Raw genomic sequence first — 25,513 nt, forward strand, 5'->3', positions numbered from 1 at the left:
CTTTTAAAATTGTTAATAAAGATATAGTTCAACAATGATTTGTACCTATCAGGAAACATCCTCTACTACTACACCTTGAAGCATTTTTGGATGGATGATACAAATATAATCTCCCTCTGATGAGAGCTTGGTTTTTGTTAGTCCAAGCAGAAATTTTGTTGTTTCATAACTTTTATGGTCATGATGAATGATTGCTTTATCAGGCTTTATAGCCAACATTAATGTTGTTTCCTTTCCTACGGCTCGGTATGGTATTATCCTGATCCTGTCAACCCATTTCGTATTTTGTGTGAAAGTGGGCCAAGCCTGAGTTCTTGTTACAGAGTCAACAGCTTGTATCAGTTCTTCTGTTAGGAGGGGTTGAAGAGCAGAAATTTCTGCAATCATAACAGGGCTTTTTGTAATGGGATCGAATAGCTGATTCCCACTGTCAAGTAGAGCTGTTAGCGTAATCACTTCTCCTTCAATGCTGATCGTAATGGAAGCCAATTGATCATATTTAAATCTTCTTGTTTCAATGGAGTCAAATTGTTTCCTAGAAAAGTATAAAAGGATTGGAAACCCTACTAAAACAAAAAGCCATGATACAGGATCCCCTAAACCACTTGTTAGAGTCATGATAGTTTCATTGGCAAAACGCTGATCGACTTGAAGTGCATAATGAACAGCTAGCATTCCACCACCTGTTGCAAAAGTGGTTACATAAAATACAGTTAAATTTTCTAAAAATGACTTTAATCGGTGAAACCCAAAGGCAACAAAAACCATTGCGAGTGAAAAAAGAATTTTCATAAAAGGATGTGTTACCATGAATTGCGCTGGTGTAAACATTAACACAACAATTACTGAACCTATAAATGCTCCTGCTACTAACCTCCATGTCGCTACTTGACGCTTTAAAATAATGCCAGTCATCTTTAAAAGCAAAAAATCAAAGGCAAAGTTCAACAGCCAAATGGCATCTAAATACACTGTCAAATTGATTCCCTCTTTTATAGCATTAATATTTGAACTTAGTATAATGGAGTACTAGTAGAAAGTCTGTCAGTTTCTGCAGGTGGTAGATTACAATTTTTGAAGCATTTTTTGCTTATTTGTCGGATGATTGAGAAGTTCATTGAAAGAAAAAAACAAAACCGTTTAATTTGGTTTGGAATAGTCTGCTTATTAAATTTCAAATTTTTTCTTATCGGCTTTACACAAGTAGTCATTACCTACTTTAATAATTCTATATTACACAAAGATCTTATCTGCCTTACAGAAAATGTCACTCGGTTTAACTATAGTTTAATTTGTTATATCAGCAAAAAAAAAACCAAGCCAACAATAGGCTTGGTTTTAAAATGTATATAATTAGCGACGACGGTTTCGATTTCGAAGGAACGTAGGGATATCTAACGTTTCTTCTTGTTGTTGAACTTGTTGAGGACGGCGTGTCTCTTCCTGTTGCTGATGAACAGGTTCTTCACGTCTTACCTCACGTTGTTGGTTTTGTGGCTTTTGAGCTGGAGCTTTTTGTGCACCGAATACCTGACGAGCTCCTTGTTTAGAATGATTAATTTCCGCTTCACTAAAACCAGTCGCAATGACAGTTACGATAATTTCATCCTTTAAGTTTTCATTGATAACTGATCCAAATATCATATTAACTTCCTGGTCAGACGCAGATGCAACGATATCTGCAGCTTCTTGTACTTCATATAAACTCAGGTTTGTTCCGCCAGTAATATTCATCAGCACACCTTGAGCACCATCAATAGATGTCTCCAGTAGTGGGGATGATACAGCTTTCTTCGCTGCTTCTGCCGCACGATTTTCACCTGTAGCAACACCAATACCCATTAATGCAGATCCTTTATTGCTCATTATTGTTTTTACATCTGCAAAGTCTAGGTTGATTAAACCAGGTGTAGCGATTAAATCAGAAATACCTTGGACACCTTGACGTAAAACATTATCCGCTTCACGGAATGCTTCAAGCATCGGTGTATTTTTATCAACAATTTCTAATAAACGATCGTTAGGAATGACGATTAGCGTATCCACCGCTTCTTTCATCGAAGCAATTCCACCAGCTGCTTGAGTTGCACGTTTACGACCTTCGAATGTGAATGGTCTTGTAACAACACCAACAGTTAATGCACCAAGATCACGCGCAATTTGTGCGATTACAGGTGCTGCTCCTGTACCTGTACCGCCTCCCATTCCAGCGGTTACGAATACCATGTCAGCACCCTTTAATACTTCTTCGAGTTGCTCTTTACTTTCTTCAGCAGCTTTTTTTCCAACTTCAGGATTTGCACCTGCACCTAGACCGCGAGTCAGTTTGCCACCGATTTGCATCTTCACTTCTGCTTTGGATAAATTAAGAGCTTGAGCGTCTGTATTTACTGCAATGAATTCGACACCTTGAACACCATGCTCTATCATACGGTTTACAGCGTTGTTACCGCCTCCACCAACTCCGATTACTTTTATGGTAGCTAATTGATCAATACTATTATCAAAATCTAACATGACTGTTCCTCCTAATTCTCTAAAGTACTACCAATACAAAACCCGTATTATTCTTAAAAAAATCTCTGTTAATTCTTTAGCTGGATTCTGGCAATCGGTAGTATCTGCCAGTGCGCTCCAATCAAATGCTGATATAAATTACTATCTACACTATCTGTAACAAAGCTTATTCAAAAAACAAGCCAAAGAATTTTTTCACTTTGTTACCGACTTTTTCTTCTTCTTTTACAGGTTTTGTCTGTTTTCCTTTTTGCTGAGTTTGTTTGCTACTACGTTTTTCTGTGTGTTCTATTGATGTTGAAGTAGCTTCGATTTTTCTACCTTGCAGTTTCGCATTTTTATAGGCGAATTGGATTAGTCCAACACCCGTAGTATACTGAGGCTCCCTTACACCGATATAGTCTGGAATTGCTTTTCTGACATTGTTATTAAGAATCAGTTGGGCAAGCTCCAACACACCAGGCATTGACACAACTCCACCTGTCAATACAAAGCCACCAGGTATCTCTCGGACTCCTAATCTCTTAATCTCTTCTTGGATAAGATCAAAAATCTCTTCCATTCTAGCTTCTATAATATCAGAAATTTCAAGTTGACTAAACTGTTGATGTTGATCGCTACCGATAATAGGTACACTAAAAACTTCTTCATCTGATGCATGATCATAAAATGCATGACCATGCTTTTGTTTTATTTTCTCTGCGTCTTCAGTGGAAGTACGTAATCCAATCGAAATATCTTTTGTGATATATTCTCCTCCGACTGGTAAAACACTTGTACCTTTTAAGAATCCATCTTCAAAAACAGCGATAGTTGTCGATCCACCCCCAATATCCACAAGGGCAACACCTAAATTCCGTTCATCCTTAGAAAGGGCGATAGATCCTGCCGCAAGGGGCTGGAGGCATATATCAGTTATTTCTAGGCCTGCTTTTTCAACACAACGCAATAAGTTATGTAATACTGTTTTAGAACCTGTAATAATAGTTCCTTCCATTTCGAGACGAACACCAAGCATACCTCTAGGATCATTGATTTCATCTAATCCATCTACAATAAACTGTTTTGGTATACAATCAATTATCTCTCGTTCTGGTGGAATGGAAAAGACTTGTGCTGCATCTATGACACGAGCAATATCTTCGTCCCCAATTTCTCTGTTTTCACTAGAAACTGCCACTACTCCATGACAATCTTGAAGTTGGACATGGTTACCTGTAACTCCTACTACCACTCTGTTTATTGGCATTCCAACCATTCTCTCAGCCTGTTCGATTGCCTTATTTATGGAATGAACTGTCTCATCTATATCTACTATTGATCCTTTTCTTAATCCTGTTGATTTTACATTACCGACTCCAATTATATTTAAAGTATCATTAACCATCTCACCAATGATTACTTTAACACTGGATGTACCGATGTCTAAGCTTACGTAAATTTCATTGCTGTTCATTCTATGGCACCTCCTTCTACTCCTATACAACCTTATTTACGAACAACAAGTATTAAAACATATTATATTAGAAAGTATTCCACACATATAATGTTTTCCCTTTTTAAAAATCATTTTTTTTCTTATTTTCTTTTGAAAGGGACCATTTTGACAATAGTATTCTTCTAATAACTGCAATGTTTTGGAAAAGCCTTACTCCAAAAGCAAATACAGCAGCTAAATATAAGTCTACACCAAGATGTACACCTAGAAAAGCTAAACTTGCTGCAAGTAAAATATTAAAGAAAAAACCAGATACAAATACTTTATCATCATAATTATTTTGCAGATGTGCCCGTATTCCTCCAAACAAAGTATCCAGTGCTGCTAGAACAGCGATCGATAAATAGTTTGAATACTCATCTGGGACACGTATTTCCGAATAAAGCCCTAAAACGATTCCTATGATTAAACCAAGGAGAGGGAGCCACATTCTTAGTTCCCCTCCTTCCCTGATTTAACAGGTTCAATGAACTTTATGCGAATCTGCTCATCATACGCTGGCACCGTTACTTGATTGATTGGAGTGGAAACTTCCAGCAAAAGGTTTTCAATGGCAAACTCATCCATCGCTCTGGAAACCTGCAAGCGATTATACAATTTAGTCGGATCACTTGTTATCATGATAATCTCAAAATTGTCGTTTGGAATCCACGCATTATTCACTTTTGTTCTCCCATTAATTTCACGAATTATCGTATGATTTACAATTCGCTGATTCGCAATACTAATCTCCTCAACACCATAGGAATTCAATTCATTAACAAATCTTCTCAAAAGATCGGCAGAAATGTTTTCATTTGGCCTTCCTAAAACATTTTCATCAAATATGGGCTTCACAGTTATTTTTATTCCAGGTCCATTCATTTCTGTTAATCCTGCTTCTTTCCTTAGTTCGTCTAAAGTATCTCTTACAACATTACCTTTTGATTCATCCCGTTCTCTCGAATACTCTTGAATCATTTTATCGTACTTTCTAATTTCCTGAATTATTTGTGACTGTATTTCCTGTTCCCGTTTCAAGTCACTTCGAAGCTGCCAAGTATCACGGGTGTCACGAATGAGTGGTTGTTTTACAGTTTGAAACTGAATAGCAATCATTAAACCGACAATAATCGTAATAATAGTAAAACTAAGTTTTTGTTTGTCCACATAGAACACCTAACCTCATAAGCCATAAGATGCTTATCGAATAACAGGATCTAGAACCACAAGGTCCTTTTTTTGGATTTTCACAGTAATATTATCGGCTACAAGCTGGTCTTTGACGCCACCAAGAATATTGAGAGCAGGTTCCAACACTACCGGATCTCCAATTGCAGAAATAACAAATGGAGCTGGATATTGATTCCCATTAATTGTAATAACCGGACCGTTGCATACGATATAAGAATCTTTCGTTATTCTTTGACCATTAATAGCTACTGCATCTGCTCCAGAGATAAACAGTTCGTTCATAACTTTAAAGACATGACTTTCATGTACGATGTAGTTATTAACATTTTCCTCAGTTGGAACATAAGATGCATCGGATAATGTAACTTCCACACCTTTTCCTTGTACCTTCACTTCGCCATTGTACATCCGAAGCTTGTCCACATCTTCAACTAGGTTAAACAATAGTTGCTCCCCTGTTGCTAGCTCCTCTTCAATTGAACGAATTTCTTCTTGTTTTTGCTGAAGATCTTGTTGAAGTTCTAGGTTTCGCTCTTCTGTATTGATTAAGGTCTCCCGAATTGCTCTGTCACGCTGCCATTGTCTGTCTGTGACATTCGTTTCTTCCTCTTTAGTTAGTTGATAGGAGTAGGAGATGATAAATCCCAAAACAAGACAGACAAGAGAGAGAATAACATGCTTACCCGTCATTTTCATCTGTACCATCCTCTTCCTCTTCAACTGATTCATACGGTTTAAAGAAAGTGCCGACCTCCAAGTTGATAACTCCCTTAACAGACGGATCCAATTGTTCAACAACGGAAGGGTATGCAATCATTTTCTCTGAAAATCCCCTAATGGTGGCACTTACCTCAAAACCATCATTCATGAACAGTGTAATGTGATTTGCATCAATTTCAGTTGGAGTATGATGTATTTCCGAAATCGAATTAATAATAGACTGTGGGAGCTTAATAAGTTCACCAATAAAGTACTCTACCATTTCACCATTTCTCCAATTCATCATCAATGGCGCATCATCAGGCAAGTGATTTCCTATTTCAAGTACCGATAGCATTTTGCCGTTATCCATAACAGGATAATAGTTATTGCTTTCATATATATAAGCCACACGATTATTTTCTTTTACGTTTATCTCAACACTATTTGGAAACTTCCTTTGAACGGTTGCTTCTGCAATTTCTTTATGCTCCAAAATTAATTCTGATTTTTTCTCCTCATTTACACGCCAAATGCTTGTCTCTTTTGTAATTTCGGCTAAATTAATGATTTCTTCTTTTGAGACATGATTATTTCCAGTCACTTCGATTACTGCTACCTTACTCAAAGGTGATTGAGAATAAATAATCAAAGCCAACAAAATGAAAAACAAAGACAAATAAATAATCAATCTTCTATTTGCTTTTTGTTTTCTCAATTGCTTAATTTTTGGAACTCGATCTTCAAGTGTCACTACTTTCCCTTTATCCATTAAAAACAAATTCACCCCACCGCGCGGCAGAAGCTACGCTGTTAATATGCCTTAATTTTCTAGCATAATTATATCATAGGTGGGGATGAAAAAAGGAGAAAAACTACTATTTTCTTCCTATAATTTCAACTTCCGTTTCTAGACTCACATTATATTTCTCCAATACGGTTCTTTTTATGAACTGAATTAGAGCTAATACGTCCTGTGCCTTTGCTTTGTCATCATTTACAATAAAGTTTCCATGCATTTCCGAGACTTTTGCACCGCCTATTTTATATCCTTTTAAACCTGCTTTTTCAATTAATTGACCTGCATATTCAGGAAGTGGGTTTCTAAAAATACTACCTGCACATGGATAGGAGAAAGGCTGAGTATCACGTCTGTAATCCTTATTTTTTTGAAGAAGTGATACAATTTCATCCCGATTTCCTTCTTCCACTGTTAATACAGCTTCCAAACAAATACCTGGTCTTTCCTTCTGAAGTAGTGATGTGCGATATGAAAACTTTAACTCTTCGGGAGTCAACCATTCCATCGTCCCATCTTCAAAAAGAATATGCGCTTTTTTTAACACTTTGGACATATCTGACCCATGTGCCCCGGCGTTCATAAATACAGCACCACCAACTGTCCCAGGAATTCCTGCAGCAAATTCCAAGTTTGACAGTCCTTTTTTGCTTATGATGGTAACAAGCTTTATTAAGGAGTATCCCCCTCCAGCCCAAACCTCATTTCCATTCAACTCCAAATTGTCCATACCTTTTCCTAACTTAATAACAACGCCTTCAATACCTAAATCGGAAACGAGCAGATTCGACCCTCTCCCGATTGCTGTCCATTTCACCTGATGTTTATCAATCAGTTTCATTATTTCCTGAAGCTTTTCTAAACTTCCAGGCTCTACTAGAATGTCAGCTGGTCCTCCGATTTTCATAGTTGTATGATTTGCCAAAGGTTCATTTGGCATTACCTTCCCAACTTCCTTTTCTTGTAATTCCCTTAATAACTGTTCCAATAGTAAATCCTCCTAAACACACGTTCATATGACAAGTTTATTATCATGAATAATTTATCGTTTTAAGCATAGTCTGACCATTTCATATTATATAGTGTATGCACCATAAAAAATTACGGTACAAATGCCTATCACGAGCTCGTTTTGCAAAAATTATGTAGGGATGAAAAAGGCTATATACGTTTACCCTCTTGTCCTACCTTATAAACCAGTTTTATAACATTTCTATAAAACTTTCATGAAAAACGGTTTGTCTTTTTGATTGTGATAACCACAATACATTAATAGTATATCCGTTGCATAATATGTGCAACGAATATTAATTATTGTAATCAAATTTTTATCTTTTGTCATATTACAATAAAATCGAAAGCGCATTGGTCAGCCCCGACAAGCATTAGACAAGGCGGCATGAAGGATGGCTTTCACCTTCTTGACCCATTGGCATATGACCTTGAGGGGCTAGGACCTGAAGCTAGACAATTCAAAAAGCAGAAGCCCTTGGCTCACGACAAGCATTTAGATGCTACTAGTAAATGATTAAACTCCTAATCAAAAAAACTTGTTCCAAGTAAATACCTGAAACAAGAAAGGGTTAATATTTAGCATATCGACTTATGTTAAGAAGTATACCCACTGCAACAAGCATGAGGGTTAGCGAAGAACCTCCATAGCTTAAAAATGGTAAGGTGATTCCAGTAACAGGCATCAGGCCAGTAACCACTCCTACATTAATGAAAACCTGGATGGCAATCATTGCAATAATACCTATTGCCAAAAAGCTCCCATATAAATCTGGTGCTCCAAGTGCTATTCTAACTCCTCTCCATAACAACAATGCAAAGAGTAATACCACAAAAGAACCACCAATAAATCCTAGTTCCTCTGCCAAAATGGCAAAGATAAAATCCGTCTGTGGTTCAGGTAAGTAAAAGAACTTCTGCCTGCTTTGTCCAAGTCCAAGTCCTAATAGCCCACCAGGACCTATTGCATATAGTGATTGAATAATTTGAAACCCACTGCCCAAAGGATCTTCCCATGGGTTTAGGAATGAGGTGATCCTTTTGATTCGGTATGGAGCTGATAATATAAGTAAAACGAATCCTCCTAATCCAACAAGTCCAAGACCGACAAAATGACTGATTCTTGCTCCTGCTACATAAATCATCACTATACATGTACCAACCATCACTGTCCCAGTTCCTAAATCAGGCTGTAACATTATCATTCCAAATGCCAAAAATACGAGAGAAAGACTAGGGACAAGTCCTTTTCGGAAGGATGTAATCTTCTTTTGATTTTCACTTAAATATCTTGCTAAAAAGGCAATCATCGCTATTTTCATAAACTCTGAAGGTTGAATAGAAAATGCCCCAACTCCTATCCAACTTCTTGATCCATTACGTTCCATTCCAATCCCAGGGATCAATACTATGACTAACAGAAAAAAACAGGCTAGGATTAAAAGCTTTGCCCAAGTCCTCCATGTCCAATAATCCACATTCATAATAAAAAACATCGCCAAAACTCCAAGTCCTGCAAATAATAACTGTCTTTTAGCAAAGAAAAATGTGTCTTGGAACTTATAATCAGCCCAAACTGCACTGGCACTATAGACCATTATCAGGCCGACCGCTAACAAGGTCAAAGTGGTAAGTATTAAGATTATATCTGGAGTTGAACGCTTCTTAGACAAAGGAAAACACCTCTACAACATGTATTAGGGCAACAGAATGGAATAAAGTTAGCACATTCACTTTTTTGCCAAAAAAGGCTTTGTCCGTATGTTATCCGTCCCCTTGGATAGGTCAGGATAACAATCAGAACAAAGCCTTTGTTCATGTGGCCAAGCCCTTACTTAAGCTTATGCACGGCATTTATAAAAATGTCACCACGTTGTTCAAATGTTTTATATTGATCCCAACTGGCACATGCAGGGGATAATAATATAACATCTCCACTCTCAGACATTTCATAAGCCACCGGTACGGCTTTTTCCACATTATCGACATGTTTTATATGTTTTATTCCAGCTGCCTCAGCTGTATTAATTAATTTCAGGGCTGTTTCTCCAAATGTAATAAGCGACTTAACATTTTTTAAGTAAGGAATAAGTTCATCGAAGTCATTTCCGCGATCGAGACCTCCAGCAAGCAAAATGACATTCTCATCGAAGGATGAGAGGGCAGCTTGAGTAGAGAGGATGTTTGTAGCCTTCGAATCATTATAGAACTTTCTTTCATTTATTCTATCTACAAATTGCAAGCGATGTTTAACTCCAGTAAAGCTTGTAAGTACATGGATAATTGATTCATTGGAACCACCATATAGTTTAACCGCAGAAATTGCTGCAAGTATATTCTCTAGATTGTGTTTGCCAGGTAATACAATCTCGTCTACTTTGATAATACTTTCTCCTTGAAAGTAAACAATACCGTCTTCAATATATGCTCCGTCTACCTTTCTCGTAGTTGAAAAAGGAATAATTGTAGAACTGGCTTCTTTTACAAGCTCCATGACGATTTCATCATCCACATTTACAACAGTATAATCTTCCTTCGTTTGGTTCATGAATATTCTCGCTTTAGCTTTTCCATACTCTCCCAAACTACCATGATAATCTAAATGAGCTTCAAAAATATTTAACAATATAGCTATCTTTGGTCGAAATGTTTCAATCCCCATCAATTGAAAGGAAGACAGCTCTGTAACCATCACATTATCATTTTCTGCATTTTGCGCAACTTCTACAGAAACATTGCCGATATTACCTGCCACGAGAGGCTTTTTCTCATCCGTTGCAAGTATCTCATTTATGATTGTAGTAGTTGTCGTCTTACCATTTGATCCTGTAATTGCAATGTAAGGCGCTTCACTAATTTGATAAGCAAGCTCTACTTCAGTCAAAATAGAGATTTCTTTTTCCATCGCTACTTTGAGTAAGGGATTACTATAAGGAATTCCAGGATTTTTGAAGATAACATCTACCTTTTGATCCAGAAGACTCAATGGGTGACTTCCACCGATTACAGTGATACCTTTGGATATTAGATACTGTGCTTGCTCATTATCTTCAATTGGGCTTCTATCATTGACTGTAACATTTGCACCTAGATTATGTAACAATTCCGCTGTAGCTGTTCCACTTTTTGCCAAACCAAGTACAAGTACATTTTTTTCTTTATATTGGTTGATTTCTTTCATATTAGATCCACACCTCAAGATATATTCCTAACATTGCAAACAATAACCCAACAGTCCAGAATGTAACAACCACTCGCCACTCTGACCAACCAACAAGTTCATAGTGATGGTGCAAAGGACTCATTTTAAATACCCTTCTTCCAGTTGCTTTGAAGGAAATAACTTGAATAATAACTGAAAGTGTTTCAATGACAAATATACCACCGATAATAATAAGAATGAGTTCAAGCTTTAACAAAATAGCTACAGTTGCAATTGCTCCTCCAAGAGCCAATGATCCCGTATCTCCCATAAACACTTTTGCAGGATGAGCATTGAACACTAGGAAACCTAAAAGTGCACCTACTACAGCTACTGCGAAGATGGAAACCTCAAATTGTGATTGATACCACGCCATTATCGCAAAAGCTCCAAATGCAACAGCTGCTGTTCCGGAAACAAGGCCATCCAAACCATCAGTCAAATTGACGGCATTAGAGAACCCAACCAACCAGAATATTAGGAATAGAACATAGAAAAAGCCAAGTTCAATGGAAATACTTGTGCCAGGTATACTTACCGCTGTTGAAAATTCAAACTGGACAAACACAAAATAAAAAATGACTGCAATAACGATCTGTCCAATTAGTTTTTGCAAGGAAGTTAATCCAAGATTTCGTTTTAGGACAACTTTGATAAAATCATCAAGAAAACCTAAAAGTCCGTAACCTAAAGTGACAAATAGTAAAAGATACGTTTCTACAGAAGTCTCCGCAAAATAGCCAGTTATCATAAGAGTTGTCACCACAATGGAAAGAAGAATCATGATACCTCCCATTGTTGGTGTGCCGGTTTTTTTCTGATGAGATTGTGGTCCCTCTTCCCTGATGCTCTGACCGAATTTTAGTCTTCGCAGGAAGGGAATAAAAATTGGCGATAATAGTACAGTAATTAAAAAAGACATAACGATTGCAAATAGTACAACTTGTTGTTGCATCGTTATTCCCTCCTCTCCAAAATTTTATTGTTAGGTATTACTTCAACGAAAATGTCGTTTAATACCGTCATTTAACAATTTACTGCTAAAAAGGTGTACCAAACATAAATTCTATCTGTTTTTCTGTGACATGGAAATACTTTTTTTAATTTTTCTAGCAAAAACAAAACTATTTCATTAAATCACGGACAAATTTTAGGAAAAAAAGTGACTAACGAAATAGCCGAATCTATATGGGATGTTTGCGGAATATTTGTTGCCTTGGCGTTTTTGGAAGTGTTTGAAATAAAAGACAAGCTTTCAAATAATTTATGGATAGAAAGCAAAACCCACACTACTTAATAGCACAAACTAGCACAAACTTTTAGAAAAGAGCATATGTGTTAAATGGTACCTACCTTTAATGTCTATGAACTTATCTTGGAATGTATTGCTTCAAGTGCTACTTTTCTATCATCAAATTCAATTGTTCTATCACCAATTAGCTGATATGTTTCGTGCCCTTTTCCTGCAATAAGCACGACATCTCCTTTTTCCGCTTCACTAATCACCTTATAAATTGCATTGCGTCGATCTTCCACCACTTCATAATTTCTGTCCAATACCCCAGCTCTCATATCAGAGAAAATTTGTTCGGGATCCTCCGAGCGTGGGTTATCCGAAGTAAATACAGCTTTATTAGCGTAATTAACAGCCACGGCAGCCATTAATGGACGCTTAGATCGATCCCTGTCCCCTCCACAACCAATAATGCAATAGATATTTTTATCTGATAGTTGTTTAGTAGCTTTCAGCACATTTTCAAGACTATCAGGAGTATGTGCGTAGTCGACAATTACTGTAAAATCCTGTCCACCCTCAATGACCTCAAATCTACCTGGGACCCCAGTGACACTTTCGATCACTGGAATGATGGTGCTCATCGGTATATTTGAAACGTAGCATGCACTTATAGCTGCAAGCACGTTATAAACACTAAATTTCCCTACTAATTTTAAATGGATAGGGATGACTTTGTTGTCATAAACCAAATCAAATGTTGTTCCTTTGGCAGATGTCACTACATTCTTTGCCATGATGTCACTTTTCTGCTTGATTCCGTAAGTGAGTACCTGAGCAGCGGTAGCCCTCTTGAAAAACTCACTAGACGGATCATCGGAATTTAAAACAGCAAATTTTGGTTTCTTTTGGTTATATATATTCCCGAGAGAAGAAAATAATAGTGACTTTGCGAATTGATATTCCTGCATAGTATGGTGATAATCTAAATGATCTTGGGTTAGATTGGTGAGAACCGCTACATCAAAATCGCAGCCATGAACCCTCCCCATATGAAGGGCATGTGAAGATACCTCCATCACAACTGTATCCACATCATTCTCTATCATTTGCTGAAATGATTTTTGAAGTGTTAATGCATCTGGAGTGGTATTTTTAACAGGAAAAGCCTGGTTTCCGATTTTCATATAGATAGTTCCTATCATTCCTGTTTTCAGTTGGTGATGTTGACAGATGGCTTCAATAATATGAGTGGTCGTCGTTTTTCCATTAGTACCTGTTACACCAATGAGTTTAAGTTTATGTGTCGGCTGTCCGTAAAAAACATCTGCTAAAATAGCCATTGCCCTAGTTGTATCTGGTACAACTATTACGGGTACATTAACATCCAGCATTCTCTCAGAAATAATTGCCACGGCTCCATTTTCTACTGCCTCAAAAGCAAAATCATGCCCATCAACCGTGTACCCTTTGATACCAAAAAATAAACTCCCCTTTTTTGTCTTCCGGGAATCCATTGCAAGCGAAGTGATATCTGGATTTTCCCTAGATGACACTTCATATCGGTGCAAATTCTGTATTAGCTCTTGAAGTTTCATGTGAATCTAACTCCTTTAGCATTCTCCAAACCTAATTGTTTTTTTCTTCATCAATGAACAGGAAAAGCGTTTATCCCTAATAATCTCTTTATCTCCATTCTATCCTATTTAGGAAAAATAAACCAAGGAACGATAAAGAAAAATAATCGCTTTTCCATGTCCTAAAGGTAAATGAATCTCTTTTCTCATAACTTATCGTTGTTTAATCTTTTCCAGAAAGGTAAACTCTGACCGTGGAGCCTTCTTTTACTTTTGTTCCTGGAGCAGGTGCTTGTTGGACGACGGTATCACCATCTCCACTAATATCCAGTTGAAGTGTGACCAGTTGTTGCAAAAGTTCTTTACGTGTCATACCTTTTAAATCAGGAACTTCCACAAGCGGTACATCTGGCCATTTCAATTCCTTTTCAATTTGCCCTTTTCTCTTATCTACTCCAAGTTCAATTAGGCTATCCTCCATTATATTCCCAACTATCGGCGCTGCTACAACTCCACCAAATTGCACAGTTTCTTTCGGATTATCCACAGCTAAGTATACGACAATTTGAGGATCATCTGCTGGAGCAAACCCAATAAATGAAACGATATGATTATTTTCTAAATATTTACCATCCTTTACCTTTTGGGCTGTACCAGTTTTTCCACCAACTCTATACCCTTCTACAAAGGCATTTCTTCCCGTCCCTTGGGCAACCACGCTTTCAAGGGCATATCTTACCTGACTTGAAGTTTCTTCAGAGATTACTCGTCTTTTTTCTACCGGTGTTTTTCTAGAAACTACATCACCTGTTACAGGGTCAATAAATTCCTTTGCGATGTAAGGGGTATACAGTATGCCACCATTCACAGCTGCCGATACAGCAGCAACTTGTTGGATCGGAGTTACAGATACACCTTGACCGAATGCGGTTGTAGCTAATTCAACTGGCCCTAATTGTTCTGGTTTAAATAGTATTCCTTTACCTTCTCCCGCAAGGTCAATTCCAGTTTTTTCACCAAATCCAAATGATTTAATGTATTTAAATAAAGTCTCTTCACCTAAGCGTTGACCTAATTCAACAAAACCGGGGTTACAGGAATTTTGGACCACTTCAAGAAAAGTTTGATGGCCATGTCCTCCTTTTTTCCAACAACGCAACCTAGCTCCGTCTACAATGGCAGCGCCACCGTCATGAAAGGTATCATTTGTGAGATTTACTTTACTTTCCTCCAAAGCTGCAGATAGCGTAATTATTTTAAAAGTGGACCCGGGTTCATATGTGCTCCAAACTGGCAAATTACGGTTATATATTTCAGGTGCAACATCCTGAAATTTTGCCGGATCAAAGTCAGGTCTACTTGACATTCCTAAGATTTCCCCATTATTGGGATTCATGGCAATCGCAATGATTCCATCGGGATTATATAACTCTTGTGCAAGATCCAGTTCTCGCTCTATGATCGTTTGGACTTTCGAATCAATTGTCAACCTCAAATCCATCCCGTCCTGAGGAGCTTCGTAATCATCAGGGATATCAGGCATTCTCCTTCCCTTTGCGTCTGAATAGAACTGAACATGTCCCTTTTCCCCTTTTAATTGTTTGTCATAATATAGTTCCAAGCCCATTAGGCCTTGATTGTCTATACCAGCAAAACCCAATACATGTGAGAGATAACTTCCAAATGGATAATGTCTTTTGGAATCCTCCGCAATATATACCCCTTTTAATCCAAGTGCTCTTATTTCTTTGGCTTTTTCATGTGAAATTTTTCTGCCTTCAGGGTTTATTTTTTCCATGGATGATTTTTTAGTAAGAAGCTTGTACAACTTTTCCTTTGGCATATTTAAGACAGCTGCCAGTCTTTCAGCTGTTTCATTTGGATCTGTTATTTGTCTTGGTACTACAAAAACGGTTGGTGCACTAACATTTGTAGCGAGTGGAACTCCATTACGATCAAGGATTTCACCTCTTTCAGGCTCAAACGATATATTCCTGCTCCATGAATCCCGAGCCCGATCTGTCAGCATATCACCAAGCGCAAATTGTACATATCCTAATCTCATATCAATAATACTAAAAAGCAGAATTCCTACTAGAAGAACGATGGTTAATCTTCTACGAACCGTAACATGAGATACCCTCATTTCAAATGAACCCCCTTTAATATTCGTAGTAATATATGCTTGTACGAAATGGGTTAGAACATTATCATGGATACTCATTTCAAAAAGCTAAAAGAGCCTCGTTTAACCCCGAGAGGGATAAGACAATCCTGCCAGAAAGTTGATTTTATATTTTGGACGGATAAGTTAGTTAATGAACTCGAAATGGCTAGACTCAAAAGCTAGCAAAAAATGGTGTGCAGAAGGAGACATATAATCCCTTTGCACACCATTGTTATTCTTTATTCTTCATCTGCCTCTTCACTACTATCATCTGATTGTTCCGCCTCATTTGCTTCCGGAAGTGGTCTATTTGAATGAAGCTCAACTACTAGTTGATTTCCTTTTTCAACAGGCGTACCTGGCATTATACTTTGTTGATGAACATAACCGTTACCTTCTATTTTAGTATCAAGTTCAAGTATGTTTGCAAGTTTTCTAACATCCCGTAGACTCCAACCTGTCATATCTGGCAGTGAGGGTGACTCTTCAGTAACCAAAAAGATTTTTTCTCCTTTAATTACTTCTTGCCCAGCTTGTGGTGTTTGCTTTAAGACTTTTGAACCTTCTCCAACCACGACATAGTTTGGTGCTTGACTTTCCGAAGATACATCTTGAATAGATTTACCTACAAGATTTGGTACTTTCACACCTATATTTTGCTTTTTTGGAGTTAGAGACTGGTTCTCATCTGGTTTAATACTAAGATACTGTAAACTTCTTTTCATAACAGAGTTGAATACCCCAGATACAGGACCAGCACCATTTTCATGTTGGGCAATTTTTGGCTTCTCTACAGCTACATACATCAATAATTCCGGATCATCAGCAGGTGCCATTCCAATGATTGAATAGATATATTCCCCATGACCTGAAAGGTACCCACCAGGACCCGGAATTTGTGCGGTTCCCGTTTTTGCTGCTACTGAGTACCCTTCAATGCTATATGGTCTCCCTGTACCGTTCTCTGAACTTACGACCGATTCTAAGACCTCAAGTACTTTCGATGCCGTATTTTCTGAGATTGGACTACCTTTTGCCTTCGGTTTGTTTTCGACAACCGTTTGGTTTGTATTTGGATTAACGATCTTTTCAATTACATATGGTTGCATCATTTTTCCTTTGTTCGCAATTGCTGTTGCTGCTTGAATTTGTTGAATAGGTGTAAATGCAGACCCTTGTCCAAAAGCAGTTGATATTCGATCACGATAATAATGATAATTGATGCTACTTGTTACTTCATCCGGTAGATCAATTCCAGTCGGTTCATCCATACCAAATGATTTAATATATTCTAGAAGTGTGTCTGTTCCCATTTTTTCAGCAAGTAGGGCAAACGCAACATTTGATGAGCGTTGAACTCCTTCTTCAAAAGAAATCAATCCCCAGCCAGATCTGTTATGGTCATAAACAGGTATAGGGTCATTCGGTAGCTTGTAAGCCCCTGATTGATATAACTCTGAACCTTGATAAACCCCCTCCTCAATTGCTGCTGCCAGTGAAAAGATTTTCATCGTTGAACCTGGCTCAAATCGATTGGATATTGCATCATTATTCCAGTTATCCGTGAGACCTTCCCTTGTATTTAAATCAAAGGTTGGCCTAGAGCCCATACCTAGAATCTTCCCTGTTTTCGGATCAGCGACAATGGCGATTATCCGTTCTGGTTCATATTCTTTGACGACATTGTTCATCGCTTCTTCTAAAAAAGTTTGAATGGTTCTATCAAGTGTCAGATACACATTATTACCATTTATTGCCGGGACGTAAGATACATCTGAATTCATAGAAAGTTTTATTCCTTTATTATCTGTTTTAACAGATAATGACCCGTCCTGCTCCTTTAATTCCTCTTCCAGCATTTTCTCTAGTCCACTGACTCCATTAATTTCACCTTCATCATCTGCTCTTGCAAAACCAATAACATGACTGGCAAACTTTCCGTTAAAATAAAACCTTTTTGCATTTTCAACAAAGGCTATACCGGGAAGTTCTAAATCCTCAATTTCTTGTTTCTTAGATAAAGGTAGGTCTCGACCTACTGCACCAAACTCCACTTGTTTTCTATCTGAAGATAATCTTTCAAATAATTCATTTGAGTCTGTTTCTAATATAGAAGCTAATTTGTCAGCAGTGCCTTTTGGATCGACAACATGTCGCGGTTTTTCTTTATTTGTTGTCATCGTTTTGTCTAAGACTGCTACTAAATTAAAGGAAGGAGTGTCCTCTGCTATCGGCTTACCCGTTCTATCTAAAATCGCACCTCTAGATGCATTGATTTTCTTATTTACATTGTATCTTTCACTTGCTTCTATAGATAGATCATGTCCGTGTGCTTCTCCGGTTGCTTGAAGGAAGAAAAATCGCCCAATTAATAGAAAAAAGAGCAACGCAAATAAACCAAGTAAAAGAGCTGCTCCAACATGTATTCTTTTTTTATGAACGAGATTTTGTGTATTCATTAGTTCCCTACATTCTTCACATTATTTTCGTTTAATGTAAGGCCTAATTTTTTTGCTTTTTCTAAGATTACTTCATAGCTGCTTTCTTCTGCTACGCGTAATTCAAGCTCACGATTCTTCTTTAATTGTGCTTCCATAGATCCTTCAAGCGATTGGATTTCACTATTAATATGATAAATTTCAACGTGATTCGTAACGATATTAAAAGAACCAAATGTAACTAGTCCAATAAACATACATCCTAACATTTTTTCCCCGAACGTGATCTTGGAGCGTTTTTTCACAAGTGTTTTGGTTTTTGGTAATTGCTGTCTACGTTCTTCATGCTGCCGCTGAATTTTATGTGCTAAATTACTCATTCTTCTTCCCCCTCAATCAAGTTAGTCTTTTATTTTTTCAGCGATTCGTAATTTGGCTGATCTAGCACGTTTATTTACTTCAAGCTCTTCCTCACTAGGAAGAATCGGTTTTCTTGTAATAAGCTTTAGTATTGGCTGAAACTCTTCAGGAATAATAGGAAGTCCTGGCGGTAGCTCTGGAAGTTGACTTTTTTCCTTGAAAGCTACTTTGCACATTCTATCTTCAAGAGAATGGAATGTTATGACACTAACCCTTCCTCCAGGTTTTAATACATCAATAGCCTGATGAATAGCATCTTCAAAAACTCCAAGTTCATCATTTACTGCAATTCTTATCGCTTGAAAAACACGTTTCGCAGGATGACCACCTGTTCTTCTTGCAGGTGCAGGTATCCCATCTTTAATGAGTTCCACCAGCTCCAATGTTGTTTCAACTGGTTTTGTTTTTCGATATTCTTCTATTTTTCTTGCAATTTGCTTAGAGAATTTTTCCTCTCCATATTGGAAAAAGATACGTACCAATTTTTCATATGGCCAACTATTAACCACATCATAAGCGCTCAATGGACTATTAGTGTCCATTCTCATATCAAGAGGTGCATCATGATGGTAGCTGAAGCCACGTTCCGGTGTATCCAATTGCGGAGAAGAAACTCCTAAATCGAACAACACCCCATCTACTTTCGTAATTCCAAGTTCATAAAGCTTTTCCTTTAAATGTTTAAAATTACTTTTAATAAAAATGACTCTGTCCAAATAATTATGTAGCACACTTTTTGCATGTTCTAGTGCATTCTCGTCTTGGTCAAAAGCAATTAATTTCCCCTTTTCAGAAAGCCTTTTGACAATTTCAGAACTATGCCCAGCCCCGCCAAGTGTACAATCCACATAAATACCATCTTCTTTAATTGCGAGTCCATCTACTGCTTCATTTAATAAAACTGTGACATGGTGAAACATATTTCACGCCCTTCTAGCTCTTAGCTGCATTCTTCTTTGATGATAGCTAAATTCTCTTACTGGTTATTTTCCCACTGGTATATGTGTTTTATCCAAACTGTAATTAAACCCTTTTATAAGTCAAAATCCACAAGGTTTTCTGCAATCTCTGCGAATGAATCTTCTGACTCTTCCACAAAAATACTCCAATTTTCCTTGCTCCAAATTTCTATTCTATTAGATACTCCGATTACAACGCACTCTTTTTCAAGCTGAGCATATTGAACAAGGGGGGTCGCGATATTTACACGTCCCTGTTTATCCAATTCACATTCTGCGGCACCAGAAAAGAAAAATCTTGTAAAAGCACGGGCATCCTTTTTGGTAAGTGGAAGCTGCTTCAGTTTATCTTCTACTGTTTTCCATTCGGAGAGAGGATAGCCGAATAGGCATTTATCAAGACCTCGTGTAAGAACAAAGGTTTCTCCTAAATGATCACGGAATTTTGCAGGCACGATCATACGCCCTTTTGTATCGATTGTATGATTGTATTCTCCCATGAACATCAGGTTCCCCCACCTTTCTTCTACTTCCCCCCACAATCCCCCACTTCTCACCACTTACTTTATTGTACTATTCTCTTCCCTAAAAGAAAATCCTTTAAGCCTACTTTTTTTTCGTTTTTCATCTTTTTACAACATTTTTTGACAAAAGAACGAATTACCGTTGAACATGACTGTTTCTGACTAAATAAAAACAGGAATCCCTGTCATTCTTCACTAAATCTACTAAAACGACCCTTTTTATTTTTAGAATTGTCAGAAAAAAGACCATAAAAAAAAGCGGGATCCCCTGCTATTTTTTGAATGTAGAAAATAATGATGTAACAGTCGTGCTCAGTTCCTTCTTTTATTTTAAAAAAACGGACAGACTTTCATCCATCAAGTCCATGAGCCAACCTTTTACGAGTATTAAAAAACATGCCAAACAAAAAAAGCACATGAGGAAAACAGATTGTGTTTCCTCATGTGCTTTCTAGTTAGGGATTATCAGATTTGTTCAAAATTTCTATACTCTTATAGTTAACTTTATAGGCGAATTACTTTGTGTTTGCCATTATGGTCTAATGGGAGCTCACATAATCTCTGAACAAAATCCATTCCATATTTATTGATGAAGTAGTATATGTTCCATACTCTTTCTTGAGGCATCTTTCCTGGTCGGAGAGCTAGCTCCACTTTTTCAAACTTTTTCATAATATGCTCATGTTTTTCATAGGCTGAACGTTCAATTAATCGTTGAATGAAATCAAATTGTCTGTCTATTAAACGCCAATTTTTTTCAAATACATGCTCAAGATGCGGCTCCATCGCATTTCCTACTTCTCTGAATTTTTTATGGACTTCTCCATATTGTTGTTGGAAATTAGATAAGTTTTCATTCATTTGATGCAATTCCTCTTGATTTAACCATGCCTTCTTTTTTTCCTCTAAGCCACTCATGAGAATATCTTGTAGCGATTCTTCTATATCTTGCATTGCGCTCTCAATATCTCGTTCTAGAAATGAAAGTGAAATTCGAGAAACAACGGGTGGCATCTCCATATAAAGTGATTCGAAACATCGCTTTAGCTCCGCCCAATAGCTGATTTCACCTGGACCGCCAATGAACGCAAGTGTTGGAAAAAGCAATTCCTGCATCAGCGGCCTCGTTACTACATTATTGGAGAATTTCTCAGGATATTCTTCGATGAGCTTATGTAGTTCTTCTATCGATATTGACCAATTTGAATGTTTTGATAGTGCATAGCTACCATTTTCAGATCTGTATATGAGTTCTCGTTCCCCATTTTGATGGTAAAACAAATTCATGGAGTCCTCATCGACTTCCAGTAATGGATTAAACCCTAGCTCATTTAATTCTTGTTGTGATTGTAAGATTCCTGAAGTAATCTTTTCATGATTGTTTAGCATTTCCTGAAAAAAGGGAGTTTCTATTTTTCTCAATCTGCTATCAGAGGCATTTACTAAAACTAATCCAGTACCTTTAAATAATGAAGTAATTATATAAGCAAAAAAGTCAACGATATTATTGGAATCATGAATGGCAGTCTCAAGATGCGCGATAACATCATTTGTATATTCCGTTTCTCCAAAAGCTTTTATGACTTCTTTCACCCATTTTTCCATAGCTTCTTTGTCAAAGCTCAAATCAGACACCATTTTTTTCCCAGAACCTTTTATTGAAAACGAAAGCTTTTCCATTTCAGTGTGTTTAGGAGAATAAACATGGTTAACTTCTTGAAAGTCATGATCTTCACCAGCAATCCAAAAAACAGGAATAACTGGAACTCCTAGTTGTTTTTCCTGTTCCTTAGCAAGCTTAATGATACTTACAATTTTGGAGATTGTATATAATGGCCCTGTCATTAGTCCAGCTTGCTGCCCTCCGATTACTACCAATGCATCCTCATCCGTTAGTCGAGTAATATTTTGCATCGTAGCGCTATCCGCTTGATAGGTTTTGTTATAATCCTGTAAATACGCTGCAAGTTCAGTTCTTCTATAGGTTCTCGTTTTAAGATGTTCTTTTCTAGCTTCATATGTATATTTTGAATGGGGATTATAAGTGAAGAAACGGAGGATTTTCTCTTCTCCCCTTAAATATGCTGATGAAAATTTATTGATAGTAGGGAGAAGTAATTCTACTACGTTCATAAAGTACGTCCTTTCTGATCTTTCAAATGTGATAATGTCTCCATGAGTATAGCATTGATTTCCCTTCTTTCAAAAAATCTTGCTTACACAAATGCTTCATACAACCTTTTCATGACACCGAAGATTGACAGAAAAAAATAACTGAAAAAGAATAGCAAAAAATTAACACGCCAGAATCCCTTGAATACTCGTTTTACATTTATTTCTTCCTTGATAAGATAATTCCCGATTACCATTAATGTAGCTACTCCCAATAATACGGTGAGAATAATCCAGAGCATAGATTGTTGCCAAATAATTATTATCAAAAAATGGACGGAAATAATAAATATAATTGTTGAACTATCTATCGCAAAATGAAAAGATCTCCTATTGCTCTTAGTTACAAAGCGGGCCAGAGTGTAGAACAGGAGCAATGCTAGGACCGGAATGGACACAACCGTTGCCAAAAGACTAGCAAAAATATTAGACATAAACGTCTACCTCGTTTCATAAACTTTGATTTTTTCACAAGCAGATGAAACTTACTAGATGTTTTTTATACAGCTTGTATTCTCTTTTTCTAACCCTTTAATACTGTGATATAAAAACGCTGTGATTGGCGTTTTCTTTTCCTCTTTAGCTGCTTTTATTAAAATGTATCCCAGAATGGCATCTACTTCCGTTTTTCTTCCTTCTATTATGTCTCGTTGCATGGATGACCAATTTTCTGATGTACTGTTACATATGTTCACAACGTGCTCCCACATGCTTTTTCGATTCATTGGAGAAATTAAAAAACTAATCTCTTCAAATAGCTCTTTCATCGTTTCTCTGAAATAGGGATTTTTGAGCAATTCCCCGTTTTTGACATTGAACAATGCTGTTAAAGGGTTTATTACTGCATTAACTAACAGTTTTTCAATCATCATTTTATAGTAATCTGGATTCCACTCAACCGGAAATACCGCTTTAAGCTCGTCAGCCCAACTTGTAATAAAAGGAATCTCTTTAGAAAAAGTATACTTCTCCATTGCAGCAATTTTTGTGCGCCCGATTCCAGTCCATTCCACTGTAGCATCATTCTTTTTTTTCACACCATGCTCTACCACACCAACAAGAAGATGCGGCTGATGTAATGACTCCATCATTTCAAGGTGAGACATCCCATTTTGCAAAAATAGCACTACTTTGTTTTTAGCTATTTCTTTAAGTGATGGAATAATGTTCAAAAGTGAGTACTGTTTTACAGCAATAATCAAAACATCTTCCTCTAAAGTGGTTGCGGGGTTCCAAAGGGTAACAGATACTTCCCTACTTTCATTAACAGAATCATTGATAAGCGTAATACCGTTGTTTTGTATTAGGGAAAGTTGACTTTGTCGTTTTACATAGAGGGTAACAGGAAACAATTTGCTTAAATGGAAGGCAAATAAAAGACCAATTGCTCCCCCACCAATTATTCCAATCTTCATGATTACTCCTTCTTTTTACCTATTTCTTGTTATTGTACCAATTAATGCTTATTTGTTGAATACGTTTAAAGAAAAATGCTCAAGTCTTGATAGAAAAGACTTGAGCACTAATTAGCTTATTAGACAAATTAATTAAACCGGGTATACGGGATGTTTTCGATGCGAAAAATTCATCTGTTTACTAGAATAATAATGGAAACGACTGATTAGTGCTTCTCTCAAGTCTTCCGCTTGCACAATATCATCTACAATCATTTCTGATGCAAGTTTGTAAATATCTATATGCTCCTTGTATTCTTGATGTTTTTCCTGGACAAATGCCATTCTTTCTTTCGGATCTTCTATTTCATTTATTTTATTGGAGTAAACTGCATTCACAGCTGCTTCAGGTCCCATTACGGCAATTTGAGCAGTAGGTAAGGCTATGCAACAATCAGGTTCAAAAGCAGGTCCCGCCATCGCATATAGACCAGCACCATATGCCTTTCGAACAACAACTGATATTTTGGGAACAGTAGCAGAACTCATGGCAGCAATTAATTTTGCACCATGCCTAATTATTCCTGCCCTTTCTACTTTTGTCCCAATCATAAAACCAGGAACATCTGCTAAGAACAAAAGAGGGATGTGGTATGCATCACATAGCTGAATAAACTTTGCGCCTTTATCAGCAGAGTCGACAAAAAGAACTCCACCTTTTACTTTTGGCTGATTGGCGATAATGCCTACTACCTTCCCATCTATCCGGGCAAAACCAGTAATCAATTCTGGTGCAAATAACTTCTTTATTTCAAACCAACTATCTGCATCAATGAGTTGGTCTATGGCTTCATACATATCAAATGGGGCATTTTGATTTACGGGTATGATATCCGTAAGGGATCTGCCCTCTTTTGGCACTATAGATTCGACTTCTTTTGTTTTTTCTTGATAGCTAGCAGGAAAATAGGTTAAGTATTGTCTTGCCTGATCAATAGCTTCTTCTTCCGTTGCAGCAAGGATGTCTCCACACCCACTGATTGAGCAATGCATTCTAGCCCCGCCCATTTCTTCAAGGGTGACCTTTTCCCCAATAACTTTTTCCGCCATCCTTGGAGAACCTAAATACATGGAAGCATTTCCATCTACCATGACAACGATATCACAAAAAGCTGGAATATAGGCTCCGCCTGCAGCAGATGGTCCGAACAATAAACATATTTGAGGGATCATCCCGGAAAGTTTCACTTGATTATAAAATATTTTCCCTGCCCCGCGCCTGTTAGGGAACATCTCCAATTGATCAGTAATCCTAGCACCTGCAGAATCTACAAGATAAAGAATCGGAACCATCAGCTTTTCTGCCGTTTCTTGAATCCGAATAATTTTTTCTACAGTCCTTGCACCCCATGATCCTGCTTTCACAGTAGAATCATTTGCCATGACACATACTGTCTGGCCGTTCACTTTGCCAATTGCTGTAACTACTCCATCAGCTGGTAAACCTTTTGCTTTATTGTTTGCAAACAAACCATCTTCTTCGTACTGGCCATCGTCAAATAATAGAGCAAGTCGCTCACGTACAAACAGCTTATTTTGTTCTTTAAGCTTTGTATGATATTTTTCACTGCCTCCACTTTTTATCGTGTCAACCGTTGCTTGAAACTCCTGTTCTAGATCACTCGCTGTCTTTATCATTCATATTCCCCGTTTCTTCCATTATTATTGT

Annotated in this window: 22 protein-coding genes; 1 reads left to right on the forward strand and 21 read right to left on the reverse strand. The window is 37.3% G+C overall.

All coding sequences use genetic code 11. The features are described from left to right. Positions 1-48 precede the first annotated feature (48 nt). The 8 genes from spoIIGA to murB form a co-directional block, all read right to left on the reverse strand. Entirely contained in the window at positions 49-972 is a 924-nt protein-coding gene (gene spoIIGA, locus LRP81_RS02845; RefSeq protein WP_230499886.1) for a sigma-E processing peptidase SpoIIGA, read from the reverse strand. Positions 973-1,353: 381 nt separating this feature from the next. After that, positions 1,354-2,517: a cell division protein FtsZ gene (ftsZ, locus tag LRP81_RS02850; protein WP_230499728.1), complete on the reverse strand. Its 1,164-nt coding sequence runs from the start codon at positions 2,515-2,517 to the stop codon at positions 1,354-1,356. Between the two features lie 166 nt (positions 2,518-2,683). Continuing rightward, the gene (ftsA, locus tag LRP81_RS02855) at positions 2,684-3,973 is read right to left on the reverse strand and encodes a cell division protein FtsA (protein WP_230499729.1); all 1,290 of its coding nucleotides are present in this window, start codon (positions 3,971-3,973) and stop codon (positions 2,684-2,686) included. Positions 3,974-4,076: 103 nt separating this feature from the next. Beyond that, positions 4,077-4,445 (reverse strand): small basic family protein, encoded by a 369-nt coding sequence (locus LRP81_RS02860; RefSeq protein ID WP_230499730.1) that lies wholly within the window; start codon positions 4,443-4,445, stop codon positions 4,077-4,079. 2 nt (positions 4,446-4,447) lie between these two features. Beyond that, positions 4,448-5,164: a DUF881 domain-containing protein gene (locus tag LRP81_RS02865; protein WP_230499731.1), complete on the reverse strand. Its 717-nt coding sequence runs from the start codon at positions 5,162-5,164 to the stop codon at positions 4,448-4,450. Positions 5,165-5,197: 33 nt separating this feature from the next. Then, positions 5,198-5,884, reverse strand: a complete 687-nt coding sequence (locus tag LRP81_RS02870) for a DUF881 domain-containing protein (RefSeq protein WP_230499887.1) — start codon at positions 5,882-5,884, stop codon at positions 5,198-5,200. Then, a complete protein-coding gene (locus LRP81_RS02875; RefSeq protein ID WP_230499888.1) occupies positions 5,868-6,659 on the reverse strand; it encodes a cell division protein FtsQ/DivIB in 792 nt (263 codons plus the stop codon). The genes LRP81_RS02870 and LRP81_RS02875 overlap by 17 nt, the downstream gene beginning before the upstream one ends. Positions 6,660-6,765: 106 nt before the next feature. Then, positions 6,766-7,674 carry a UDP-N-acetylmuramate dehydrogenase gene (gene murB, locus LRP81_RS02880; protein ID WP_230499732.1) on the reverse strand — a complete coding sequence of 303 codons (909 nt, stop codon included), beginning with the start codon at positions 7,672-7,674 and terminating at the stop codon, positions 6,766-6,768. A 411-nt stretch (positions 7,675-8,085) separates the two neighbouring features. Here murB and LRP81_RS23215 point away from each other — a divergent pair, with 411 nt between their 5' ends. Next, entirely contained in the window at positions 8,086-8,214 is a 129-nt protein-coding gene (locus tag LRP81_RS23215; protein ID WP_263458221.1) for a hypothetical protein, read from the forward strand. A gap of 55 nt (positions 8,215-8,269) precedes the next feature. Here LRP81_RS23215 and spoVE read toward each other — a convergent pair whose 3' ends face one another. The 13 genes from spoVE to LRP81_RS02945 all read right to left on the reverse strand — a co-directional run bounded on the left by spoVE (position 8,270) and on the right by LRP81_RS02945 (position 25,482). Beyond that, entirely contained in the window at positions 8,270-9,370 is a 1,101-nt protein-coding gene (gene spoVE, locus LRP81_RS02885; RefSeq protein WP_230499733.1) for a stage V sporulation protein E, read from the reverse strand. A gap of 158 nt (positions 9,371-9,528) precedes the next feature. Continuing rightward, positions 9,529-10,878 (reverse strand): UDP-N-acetylmuramoyl-L-alanine--D-glutamate ligase, encoded by a 1,350-nt coding sequence (gene murD / locus LRP81_RS02890; protein ID WP_230499734.1) that lies wholly within the window; start codon positions 10,876-10,878, stop codon positions 9,529-9,531. A 1-nt stretch (position 10,879) separates the two neighbouring features. Beyond that, the gene (gene mraY, locus LRP81_RS02895) at positions 10,880-11,854 is read right to left on the reverse strand and encodes a phospho-N-acetylmuramoyl-pentapeptide-transferase (RefSeq protein ID WP_230499735.1); all 975 of its coding nucleotides are present in this window, start codon (positions 11,852-11,854) and stop codon (positions 10,880-10,882) included. 407 nt (positions 11,855-12,261) lie between these two features. Continuing rightward, positions 12,262-13,731, reverse strand: coding sequence for a UDP-N-acetylmuramoyl-L-alanyl-D-glutamate--2,6-diaminopimelate ligase (locus LRP81_RS02900; protein ID WP_230499736.1), 1,470 nt, complete (start codon positions 13,729-13,731; stop codon positions 12,262-12,264). Positions 13,732-13,933: 202 nt separating this feature from the next. Continuing rightward, complete coding sequence (locus LRP81_RS02905; RefSeq protein ID WP_230499737.1) at positions 13,934-15,856, reverse strand: stage V sporulation protein D; 1,923 nt, start codon at positions 15,854-15,856, stop codon at positions 13,934-13,936. Positions 15,857-16,116: 260 nt separating this feature from the next. Next, positions 16,117-18,336, reverse strand: coding sequence for a penicillin-binding protein (locus tag LRP81_RS02910; RefSeq protein WP_230499738.1), 2,220 nt, complete (start codon positions 18,334-18,336; stop codon positions 16,117-16,119). Further along, the gene (gene ftsL, locus LRP81_RS02915) at positions 18,336-18,695 is read right to left on the reverse strand and encodes a cell division protein FtsL (protein ID WP_230499739.1); all 360 of its coding nucleotides are present in this window, start codon (positions 18,693-18,695) and stop codon (positions 18,336-18,338) included. Before ftsL ends, LRP81_RS02910 begins: the two co-directional genes overlap by 1 nt. A 21-nt stretch (positions 18,696-18,716) precedes the next feature. Continuing rightward, complete coding sequence (rsmH, locus tag LRP81_RS02920) at positions 18,717-19,655, reverse strand: 16S rRNA (cytosine(1402)-N(4))-methyltransferase RsmH (protein ID WP_230499740.1); 939 nt, start codon at positions 19,653-19,655, stop codon at positions 18,717-18,719. A 113-nt stretch (positions 19,656-19,768) separates the two neighbouring features. Then, a complete protein-coding gene (mraZ, locus tag LRP81_RS02925; protein ID WP_230499741.1) occupies positions 19,769-20,200 on the reverse strand; it encodes a division/cell wall cluster transcriptional repressor MraZ in 432 nt (143 codons plus the stop codon). Between the two features lie 522 nt (positions 20,201-20,722). Further along, positions 20,723-22,351 (reverse strand): bacillithiol biosynthesis cysteine-adding enzyme BshC, encoded by a 1,629-nt coding sequence (gene bshC / locus LRP81_RS02930; protein ID WP_230499742.1) that lies wholly within the window; start codon positions 22,349-22,351, stop codon positions 20,723-20,725. An 83-nt stretch (positions 22,352-22,434) separates the two neighbouring features. Then, positions 22,435-22,824, reverse strand: a complete 390-nt coding sequence (locus LRP81_RS02935) for a DUF3397 domain-containing protein (RefSeq protein ID WP_230499743.1) — start codon at positions 22,822-22,824, stop codon at positions 22,435-22,437. 54 nt (positions 22,825-22,878) lie between these two features. Next, positions 22,879-23,805 carry a 2-dehydropantoate 2-reductase gene (locus LRP81_RS02940; RefSeq protein ID WP_230499744.1) on the reverse strand — a complete coding sequence of 309 codons (927 nt, stop codon included), beginning with the start codon at positions 23,803-23,805 and terminating at the stop codon, positions 22,879-22,881. 132 nt (positions 23,806-23,937) lie between these two features. After that, positions 23,938-25,482 carry an acyl-CoA carboxylase subunit beta gene (locus tag LRP81_RS02945; RefSeq protein WP_230499745.1) on the reverse strand — a complete coding sequence of 515 codons (1,545 nt, stop codon included), beginning with the start codon at positions 25,480-25,482 and terminating at the stop codon, positions 23,938-23,940. Positions 25,483-25,513: the final 31 nt, after the last annotated feature.

The organism is Sutcliffiella rhizosphaerae, assembly GCF_917563925.1.
Classification (GTDB): domain Bacteria; phylum Bacillota; class Bacilli; order Bacillales; family Bacillaceae_I; genus Sutcliffiella_A; species Sutcliffiella_A rhizosphaerae.

What these genes read in the sequence shown, in the direction of transcription:
- LRP81_RS23215 (WP_263458221.1), top strand. Translation starts at nt 8,086, where the DNA reads ATGAAGGATGGCTTTCACCTTCTTGACCCATTGGCATATGACCTTGAG.
- ftsA (WP_230499729.1), bottom strand. Translation starts at nt 3,973, where the DNA reads ATGAACAGCAATGAAATTTACGTAAGCTTAGACATCGGTACATCCAGT.
- LRP81_RS02945 (WP_230499745.1), bottom strand. Translation starts at nt 25,482, where the DNA reads ATGATAAAGACAGCGAGTGATCTAGAACAGGAGTTTCAAGCAACGGTT.
- LRP81_RS02870 (WP_230499887.1), bottom strand. Translation starts at nt 5,884, where the DNA reads ATGAAAATGACGGGTAAGCATGTTATTCTCTCTCTTGTCTGTCTTGTT.
- LRP81_RS02935 (WP_230499743.1), bottom strand. Translation starts at nt 22,824, where the DNA reads ATGTCTAATATTTTTGCTAGTCTTTTGGCAACGGTTGTGTCCATTCCG.
- LRP81_RS02905 (WP_230499737.1), bottom strand. Translation starts at nt 15,856, where the DNA reads ATGAGGGTATCTCATGTTACGGTTCGTAGAAGATTAACCATCGTTCTT.
- LRP81_RS02940 (WP_230499744.1), bottom strand. Translation starts at nt 23,805, where the DNA reads ATGAAGATTGGAATAATTGGTGGGGGAGCAATTGGTCTTTTATTTGCC.
- mraZ (WP_230499741.1), bottom strand. Translation starts at nt 20,200, where the DNA reads ATGTTCATGGGAGAATACAATCATACAATCGATACAAAAGGGCGTATG.
- ftsZ (WP_230499728.1), bottom strand. Translation starts at nt 2,517, where the DNA reads ATGTTAGATTTTGATAATAGTATTGATCAATTAGCTACCATAAAAGTA.
- murD (WP_230499734.1), bottom strand. Translation starts at nt 10,878, where the DNA reads ATGAAAGAAATCAACCAATATAAAGAAAAAAATGTACTTGTACTTGGT.
- rsmH (WP_230499740.1), bottom strand. Translation starts at nt 19,655, where the DNA reads ATGTTTCACCATGTCACAGTTTTATTAAATGAAGCAGTAGATGGACTC.
- LRP81_RS02900 (WP_230499736.1), bottom strand. Translation starts at nt 13,731, where the DNA reads ATGAAACTTCAAGAGCTAATACAGAATTTGCACCGATATGAAGTGTCA.
- LRP81_RS02860 (WP_230499730.1), bottom strand. Translation starts at nt 4,445, where the DNA reads ATGTGGCTCCCTCTCCTTGGTTTAATCATAGGAATCGTTTTAGGGCTT.
- LRP81_RS02910 (WP_230499738.1), bottom strand. Translation starts at nt 18,336, where the DNA reads ATGAATACACAAAATCTCGTTCATAAAAAAAGAATACATGTTGGAGCA.
- ftsL (WP_230499739.1), bottom strand. Translation starts at nt 18,695, where the DNA reads ATGAGTAATTTAGCACATAAAATTCAGCGGCAGCATGAAGAACGTAGA.
- mraY (WP_230499735.1), bottom strand. Translation starts at nt 11,854, where the DNA reads ATGCAACAACAAGTTGTACTATTTGCAATCGTTATGTCTTTTTTAATT.
- bshC (WP_230499742.1), bottom strand. Translation starts at nt 22,351, where the DNA reads ATGAACGTAGTAGAATTACTTCTCCCTACTATCAATAAATTTTCATCA.
- LRP81_RS02875 (WP_230499888.1), bottom strand. Translation starts at nt 6,659, where the DNA reads ATGGATAAAGGGAAAGTAGTGACACTTGAAGATCGAGTTCCAAAAATT.